The sequence below is a fragment of the Leptolyngbya sp. FACHB-711 genome (genome assembly GCF_014695615.1).
In the GTDB taxonomy this organism is placed as follows: domain Bacteria; phylum Cyanobacteriota; class Cyanobacteriia; order Elainellales; family Elainellaceae; genus Leptolyngbya_A.
The window spans coordinates 1-8023 of sequence record NZ_JACJOR010000569.1 but is presented as its reverse complement, the minus strand read 5'-3'; the positions used below and the strand labels follow the sequence as shown (position 1 = coordinate 8023).

General features: G+C 46.4%; 8 protein-coding genes and 1 pseudogene. 1 reads left to right on the top strand and 8 read right to left on the bottom strand.

Annotated features, from left to right (window positions below):
* The coding region (locus H6F80_RS28225; protein ID WP_190794841.1) for an AI-2E family transporter at positions 1-266 on the top strand (266 nt) is incomplete at its 5' end.
* A 336-nt stretch (positions 267-602) separates the two neighbouring features.
* Here H6F80_RS28225 and H6F80_RS28220 read toward each other — a convergent pair.
* From H6F80_RS28220 to H6F80_RS28185, 8 genes and pseudogenes are all read right to left on the bottom strand, one after another.
* A complete protein-coding gene (locus tag H6F80_RS28220) occupies positions 603-1349 on the bottom strand; it encodes a peptidoglycan-binding domain-containing protein (RefSeq protein WP_190794840.1) in 747 nt (248 codons plus the stop codon).
* Between the two features lie 442 nt (positions 1350-1791).
* Positions 1792-2697: a prohibitin family protein gene (locus tag H6F80_RS28215; protein WP_190794839.1), complete on the bottom strand. Its 906-nt coding sequence runs from the start codon at positions 2695-2697 to the stop codon at positions 1792-1794.
* 64 nt (positions 2698-2761) lie between these two features.
* Positions 2762-3019, bottom strand: coding sequence for a hypothetical protein (locus H6F80_RS28210; RefSeq protein WP_190794838.1), 258 nt, complete (start codon positions 3017-3019; stop codon positions 2762-2764).
* A 20-nt stretch (positions 3020-3039) separates the two neighbouring features.
* Entirely contained in the window at positions 3040-3600 is a 561-nt protein-coding gene (locus H6F80_RS28205; RefSeq protein WP_190794837.1) for a P-loop nucleotide/nucleoside kinase family protein, read from the bottom strand.
* 45 nt (positions 3601-3645) lie between these two features.
* Positions 3646-3801, bottom strand: a pseudogene (locus tag H6F80_RS28200) (IS1 family transposase); the annotation flags it as partial.
* Between the two features lie 224 nt (positions 3802-4025).
* Complete coding sequence (locus tag H6F80_RS28195; RefSeq protein ID WP_190794836.1) at positions 4026-6617, bottom strand: ATP-binding protein; 2592 nt, start codon at positions 6615-6617, stop codon at positions 4026-4028.
* A gap of 177 nt (positions 6618-6794) precedes the next feature.
* Positions 6795-7412 carry an antibiotic biosynthesis monooxygenase gene (locus H6F80_RS28190; RefSeq protein ID WP_190794835.1) on the bottom strand — a complete coding sequence of 206 codons (618 nt, stop codon included), beginning with the start codon at positions 7410-7412 and terminating at the stop codon, positions 6795-6797.
* Positions 7413-7446: 34 nt separating this feature from the next.
* On the bottom strand, positions 7447-7767 hold the full coding sequence (locus H6F80_RS28185; RefSeq protein ID WP_347277939.1) for an antibiotic biosynthesis monooxygenase family protein: 321 nt from the start codon (positions 7765-7767) through the stop codon (positions 7447-7449).
* Between the last annotated feature and the right edge of the window lie 256 nt (positions 7768-8023).

The following is an 8023-nucleotide window of genomic DNA, read 5'->3' as shown; positions in this document are numbered from 1 at the left end:
GACTTCAGGGCTTTGTGCCTGCGGTTCAGGTGCTCGCCGCCAGCGTCATTTATCAGCAAATTATCGACAACATTGTCGCGCCCCGGCTACGAGGTGATTTCACCGGACTCAATCCTATTTGGATTATTATTTCCCTGCTCATTGGTGGACGAGTCGCCGGATTTGTGGGCGTGGTGCTAGCAATGCCGATCGCCGCCACCATCAAAAGCACGATCGAAGCCATGCGCGTTTCAGACGAGCCACTTGCACCAGAAGCAGAACCTTAGATACGTTCTGAATTTGAAGCCTGCCCTGAACAGGTTGAATAGAAATGCAGGCAGGAATGGTCGTCGCTTCCAAGCTGAATTACCCAGAAAAAAAGGCGTTGCTGAATTTGAGTATGATACGCCCCCCTAGCCACCTAAAGTTGGGGGGAACCAGGATTCAAAGTCCCTCAGCATTGGGGGATTTAGGGGGCGATACAGAAGCTGAATTTGCACCCTTCATATCCCGATTCAGCAACGCCCAAAAAATGTCCCCTCACTTTATAAGCAAGAGGACAGTTCTTATCATTCAGTTGTCTTATTAAGGCATCGATCGAGCCATTCAATTCATGTTTAAATCTAGGCTTGATTGCGCCACTGGCGAGTAAATTCACTCAGCGTTGCGGCGGAGAGCTGGGTTTGCAGCCAGTTCAATGCCTGAGGCTGATGAGGATTTTGTTGCGGGTTGTAATTCGCTTTCAGATCAACAAGCATGATCGGGATAAACCGCAGCACCATCCAGGTTTTAGCACCGACAATGCCGTCTGCCTCAAGCTCATTCTTTGCTTGAAATGCCACAACTGCCGCACGAGTTGCCGGACCAAATGTACCATCTACGGTCAGACCAGAATTAAACTTATTCAGCAGCTTTTGCAGTTCGACGACGGCCGCGCCACTGCTGCCTTGCTGAAGGGTCGGATCGCTAATGGGCGGAGCATTACGCCAGCGACGAGCAAATTCTGCTAGGGTTTGCAGCGGAATCTGCGTTTGCAGCCAGAACAAGGCTTCTCTTTGATGCGGATGCTTTGCCGGGTCGTAGTAGGTTACAACATCCACCAGGCGAAGCGGCTGCACCGGAACCGATCGCAAAGCTACCCAGGTTTTTGGACCCACAATTCCGTCTGCTACCAGCTGATTGTCGCGCTGAAACTTACGAACTGCCGCATCAGTTGCCGAACCAAAATCTCCGTCTACTGCCAGCGTTGCTCCTTTCGTGTTCAGCAGTTTTTGCAGCTCGATGACTGCCGCTCCTCGATCGCCCCGACGCAAAATCGGATCGGATGCAGCGTTTGCCTGAGCCGGATTAAATGCTTTAGAAGCTGTCATAAAAACTCCCCTTTGTTGATGGATGGAAAGGATAATTGGAATTGCAAGATTTGAATTTCGGATTTGTCTAGCTTATTGACTCAATACAAAGACAAGTTCACCAATTCAAAATTCGATCGAATAAACGTCGAATTGACCTTAATGAGTTAACAAAGCGATCGGCGTGTTGATCCTTAAAGCTAGCTCAATCAATTCATAAAAGTTAACTTCACCTGAATTATCAAAACTGAAGTAATACCCTGATTAACTTGGCTTCAGGTGTTTTTCACCCTCGTTCGTGTACCAGGTTATTCGCTACGAATCCGCTAACACCTCGCCCGTTTAGGCAATTCCATCTCCCCCGATCGGGCGATCCAAAAAGAGGATTAAAAACAGGACAAACGACTGAGAAATTGAGAGGACACCGCGCTAAAGAAAAGTAGCACTGGAGGGGCTAAAACGTTTATTGTCTAGCGTTTTGTAAAGTGCTCGAATCGAGCTGAAACATTAGGGGCGTGCCACTCTGACCACCGTTCAAAATCAACACTTTGGCATTGTCTGAACTTGCAAGCTGCTGCGTTGCCTCGATCGCCTTTAGTTGCAGGGTTTCACCGGTCAAACTGCGGGCAATAATTGCCTGCGCCTCAGCGATGCCGCGTGCCTCCACTTTTTTGCGTTCTGCCTCTTGCCGGGTCTGCTCCAGGGTGAAGATCATCTGTCGGCTTTGCTGTTCTGCTTTGAGTTTTTCCTGAATGGCAGCTTGCAGCGTCTCAGGTAATTTGATTTCTCGCAAAAATGCATCCTGCACGGTGTATCCCAGCGGCGACAGTTGCTCGGTCAACCGCTCCCGAATACGATTGGCAACCTCTTGCCGTTTATTCGAGTAGATGGCTTCTGCGGGATAGCCTGCCGTCACTTCACGCACGATCGATCGAAACTGAGAAATCAAAATTTCAGATTCATCCGTGCCGATTTTAGCAAACACATCCGATGCCTTCTGCGGATCAAGCTGATATTGCAAACTCACATCCACTGTGAATGCCAACCCTTCTTGGGATGTCGATTCGATCGTTTCTTTCACATCTTTGAGACGAGTTGATAGCTTTTCGACATCTGAAAACGGATTCAGAAGATGAACTCCCGGATTCAACGGACGCTGATCGACTTTGCCAAAAAACTGCACCACGCCCACCGATCCCGCAGGAACCACTACAAGGCTCTTGGCGATCGTCGAAAAGGCGGCAACTCCTGCAATCAGACCCGTCACAACCCGAATTGCAGTGCGGCCCTGCTTTTGCGAAATTCGGCTGCTGTTCAAGAAAAGCAGGATGGCAACCAATGTTGTGATCAGCGATGAAATGAAGCCCATCTTTGTTCTCCTGATAAAGGCGATCGGGCTTAGTATTCACCGTTTTGGGCAATGCATATCGCCATTAATATGAACTTAAACCAGTGGGAACCGTTCTACCAATGGGATGGGCAAGAATAAAGACCAACGCTTCACTTAAAACTGCCTGTAGAACTAGGAATGCGATCGCAATGTTGGCAATGAGCAGAAGTTTGAGGAGGAATGAAGCGGAGACGGTTACTAGAATTCGTTTATCATCTGAATCTGCTACATAACGGCAAAATGTAGCGGCGGCAGACAATCTCAGCAACTCCTCTAGCGGTTTTCGACCGTCCGCTGCCATAAAGTGTTGGGCTGTGGCAGCTACTTTCCAGATTGCTGTTGTCCAGATTGCTGTTGTAAAAGCCTCTTCACTGACTCGACAATAGCAGTCTCATCCTGGAACTCAGAATTATTAATTTCCAAATCCCACGGAAGATTAACCAGCAATGCACGTTCGTTTATTTCTTTTAATCTGCGATCCGAAACAGGAATGTGGGCTGATGCATCCCTCGCCATAACTCGCTCTAGGCAAGTATCCAACGGAGCCTTCACATGAACAATAAACAGACGGAAGCTTTGACGCAGTGCAGCTAATAACTCTGGGAAGGTATAGGCTGTGCCTGTTGATTCGATACAAAGGGTGGAGTTGGATTGAGCTAACTCATCTAACTTCTCCAACACAATTTGGAATCCTCGTTGTTCCAATGGAATTCCTGCCAACTCTGGTTCTTGTCGAAGAATTTCAAGAAATATAGGCTCAATCCGTAGGAACTTTACATCTAGATATTTCTCCAAAACTCCACCAGTGAATGTTTTGCCAGATCCTTTTAGCCCCACGAGCAACAACAGATTACATGGTTTTGTATTGAAGGATGAGTACATACCGTAATTATGAATTGCGATCGCTGCTAAACAGCAATGGTAGTGCTAAATCGGTAAGGATGCGTTGTAGTGGTGAACAAAGTACCAAATTGCTCCAATATGGTTCTCTAATTTCTTAAAAAACGACAACGTCTTCCTCACTAACCGTGATACTCGCTGGCGTAAGGTGCAGTTAAACCGCTCAATGTAACTCGTTTTACCGAACAATCATACGTGCAGTAGATAAGACGCTACATCCTTTTCCGTGAGGAGCGTCATCCGAATGCATTGGGAGTTGAGAGCGAGGCTTTTCTAACACGGATTTAATGCTCAGCCCTGGCAATAATCAATCTCAACTTTAGTTGTCTGGTGCGATCGCCTTAAATATACAAAAGAAGCGATCGCTCTCCACTACTTACTAGCTTTGCAACCCAGAAATAAGATAATTACAACAAAGTATTTCTGAGCATAATCTTAAAGGTTGTCCAGCCCTTTTCGCTGTTGACTGTAATTTCGCCTTCCAGTTGCTCAACCAATTTCTTGGTCAGTGTCAGTCCTAAACCAGTGCCACCCTGATTCCATAAATCTGCATTGGGGACACGGTAAAATTTCTCAAAAATGTGAGGAATTTCGGCTGGGGGAATTTCTGCCTGGTTACGAACCTCAAATCGTGTTATCAGCAAAGGGGATTGATCAGGATGAGATGCGTCGAGGTCTTGACTAAGGGTGAAGCAAATTTCGCATTGGGAAGGAGTGTACTTGCAGGCATTGTTGAGCAGTTCTGCTAAAAGCCGCGCCAGGCTATCGGGGTTGGAATAGAGAGCGTGTAGCGTTGCAGGCAGATCTAGCGTGAAGGTTTGCTGTCGATCGTGCAGTCGCGATCGAAACGATTGGATGATGGGAGGTAGCCATTCCTTTAAATCAATGGGTTCTAGAGCGATCGGCTGGTCGCTGGCTTCCAGTCGTTGTAAATCGAGTAGATCGTTAATGAGTTCAACTTCTCGCTTACACTCTGTTTCTAAAATGTTGAGGTACTGCTGTTGTCGCTCTAAGTTGGGTGCCAATCGCAGCATGTGAATGGCTAATTTCATATTAGAGACGGGAGTTCGCAGTTCGTGAGACACGGTACTCAAGAAGTCGTCTTTGAGGCAATGTAATTTCTGTAATTCTTCAACCTGGTTTTGGGCTGCTTGGTACAGCCGTGCCTGACGAATAGCGATCGCACATTGATTTGCCACCTGTTGCACCAGACGAATTTCAAGATCACTATAAATTTGGTCAGGTTGGCGAAACAACCAGATGTCTGCCAAGATGCCTTGTTCGCCAAACACAGGGCAGGCGAAAATGCTGGCGCGGAGTCGATTAAACCGGGGGAATAACTGACAAAATTGGAGAGTTCGCCCTTGTATGAGGTGTGAGTGGATGCCAAGGGGGCCCTCATCTAGCGCGATCTGCTTCCCCTGGCTAGCAGCCCAATCGGGTTTTGCATACTCGTAACTAATGAGTAAAACATTTTGCTCCAAGTCATAAATTGCGGTTGAGCAACATTCGGCAGTCAGTACTGCTGTTACTTCTCGCACAACAGTTTGCAAAATTTGCGACTCGTCTAGGGTGTCGCGCACTTGGTCAGTAATGCGTTTGAGCGTTGCTTCAAAGTCAAAAGCTTGTTTCAGTTGCAGCGATCGCTCCTGTAGTTCTGCCGTTCGCTGTTCGACCCGCGCCTCTAGTTCCTCGTTAGCGTCTTCTAGTGCAGTAAACGAGGCTTGCAACTGAGCAGACATGTGGTTAAAGGCTTGAGTGAGTTCATCCAATTCTTTAATATTTCTAGCGGCTATGGTTTGATCTAACTTGCCATGAGAAATTTGTTGAGCCGCTACAATCACACGGGCAATAGGTTGGGCAATCCAATAGGAAGTCAAGATACCCATTAGGGTTGACACAACCAATGCTATAAAACACAGCAAAATTGTGGTACGGGTATTCGCCTCAATGGGTTCCATAAAGTCGGCTTCTGGAACGACCACCACAATCAGCCAATCTAACCCATATCGATCGCTAAACGGAGCCACCTGAATCAGGTATTGTTGCTCATCAACGGTATAAGTAAGTTGCTGACTACGACGAATATTGTCAAAGCTACCGAAATAGCGTTCGATGTGCTGGGTAGTTTGCCGGGTGACTAGATCTCGACTGGCGATCGCCGCTATCTGTTTCCGTTTCTCCTCTCCGTTCGACTGCTGCAGGAGAAACGGTTGCTCAGAGGTAGAACTCGCGATCAGATTACCTGACCGCTCCATAATGTATGTTTGTCCAGAGTGCCCAATTTTTAGGTTGCTTAAATAGTTGCCCAATTCAGCGAGAGATAGGGTAGCATTGGTCGCGCCCAACAGTTGCCCCGTTTGATCATAAAAGGGACGGGTGGCACTAATTGCTAACCCCATTGATGAGAAGTAGGGATAAACGTCAGTCCAGGTCGGTTGTCCAGCTTGAACGGCTTCGACGTACCAGGGGCGGTTGCGTGGATCGAAGGTCGTGTTGACCTGAAGTAAGCGATCGCGGTTACCTTGTTGATCAATGCTATAGGTGTGGTACTGACCATTGGTAGATGAATCAATCGCCCGGATGACCAGAGAGCCACCAGGCGTCCGATCGACCGAATGAATAGTTCCTTGCTCACTGCCAAAGGCGATCGGTTGTAAAGAGTTAAACACGCGCATTTGTTGCCAGAGATGTCGCTCTACGCTGGCTGCGTTCTGCAAATTTATCGTGTTAAATTGAACGGCATTCGCATTGATTTTTGTAACGAGTTGGGGCGTTTCGACGTAATCTGCTAAATGTTGAGAGATCCGTGCTGTTACTTCATCTCGCAACTGAGAGGCAACATCATTGACTGCATTCTGACCATTACGTAATGAGAAGACAGCCGTTAACCCAACCGCGATCGAAACCTGCAAAACAAAGGGAATAATCAGAACAGCGCGAAGCGGCACTCTAAAGGGAGGCTGGGATACTGGGCGCAATGTTTTTTTCAGTTGCATCAATGCTTTTCAGCAACTCAAGCTAGGTAGGACAACTATTCCTTATCGTACTCAGTTCTTCTCACAGTATAAAAAATGATTTATGGTTGATAATTCTTCGCAGGCAAACTAAAAACTAGTGAGCATAATATTAACTCCAGAAGTTCAACTATAGAAAATGTAACAATACCTCATTTATCACTCCTCAAAAACACTTGCAATTTCATACACATGAAACTCGTTCTCTGCCAACCCTCGCCAGTAATCCCGCACTGGCGCAAACCGTTCTTCACTCAATAACCTATTGAAGTGCTCTAGCGTACTCCAAAACCCGTAATTCATTGTCCGTGTCCCATCTAGTGAACGATGAAAGTTGACACATAAGAGATCGGAATGTTGAAGCGAAATCGGTGGAATCTCAGCTTCCAATGCTACAAGACGGGGCTGGTTTTCAGGTGATAGGCGGAACTCTCCAAGGTGCAATAATCGTCCTGCTTTAATGGTCAAATCTGCGTCATCCGGCTGGGAAACGACAACTTCATACACATGAGAATCCAATAAATTAAATCCTGAATATCCCTGCTCTGATTCTATAAAATCTATGTATGCCTGTTCTGTTTTCCATTGTAGATAGCACATGACTCGCTCTCCATCAAGGCTACGATTCACGCTACCCGATGCACATTCAAGCTGAGATTGAACAACAAATTGCACATAATTTGAGAGCTGTTCAGCAAGTTCTTGTTGCTTGTCTAAGGAAGTAGAGAATAAGTCGATCGATGCCAGCAAAGTGTTGTCCTTTTGAATCGCAACCATTCTGTGATCCCAAGTTTGAATGATCAGTGGGTTGTTAGGCTGTTTTTGCTTCTACATGAACAACATTGTAGAGATGAAACTCGTTACGGGCTAAACCCTCCCAATACGGCTTATCTGGATTGAACCCAGGCTGCTTGAGAATTGCCTCAAATGCCTCTTTGCTCTCCCATTGCCCATAATTGAACATACGCGTTCCGTCTAAACTGCGGTGAAATGTTGCTGAAATTAATCCTGATGAATTACTCATCGCTCGCTCAAGTTCATCCGTTGTTCGCTTCACCATTTCTGGTTGATTTGATGGCATCATCCGAAACTCAGCGAGATGCGTAATGCGATCGCAATGTTGGCAATGCACAGAAGTTTCAGGAGGAATAAAGCGGAGACGGTTACTAGAATCTGTTTATCATCTGAATCTGCTACATAACAGTTCAAATCAGCGGCAACAGAGAACTTACAATGAAGATGAAAGCATCGCGGTCTGTCCTCTACATTTGAATTGTTAGATTTGATTAAGCTTGTTTTTAAGTGGATAACAGTTTTCAATTACATTTTGAATCTCGGCTTCTGAGAAGCCAAGAACTTTCAAGAAATGCAATTGGAAAATAATTTCC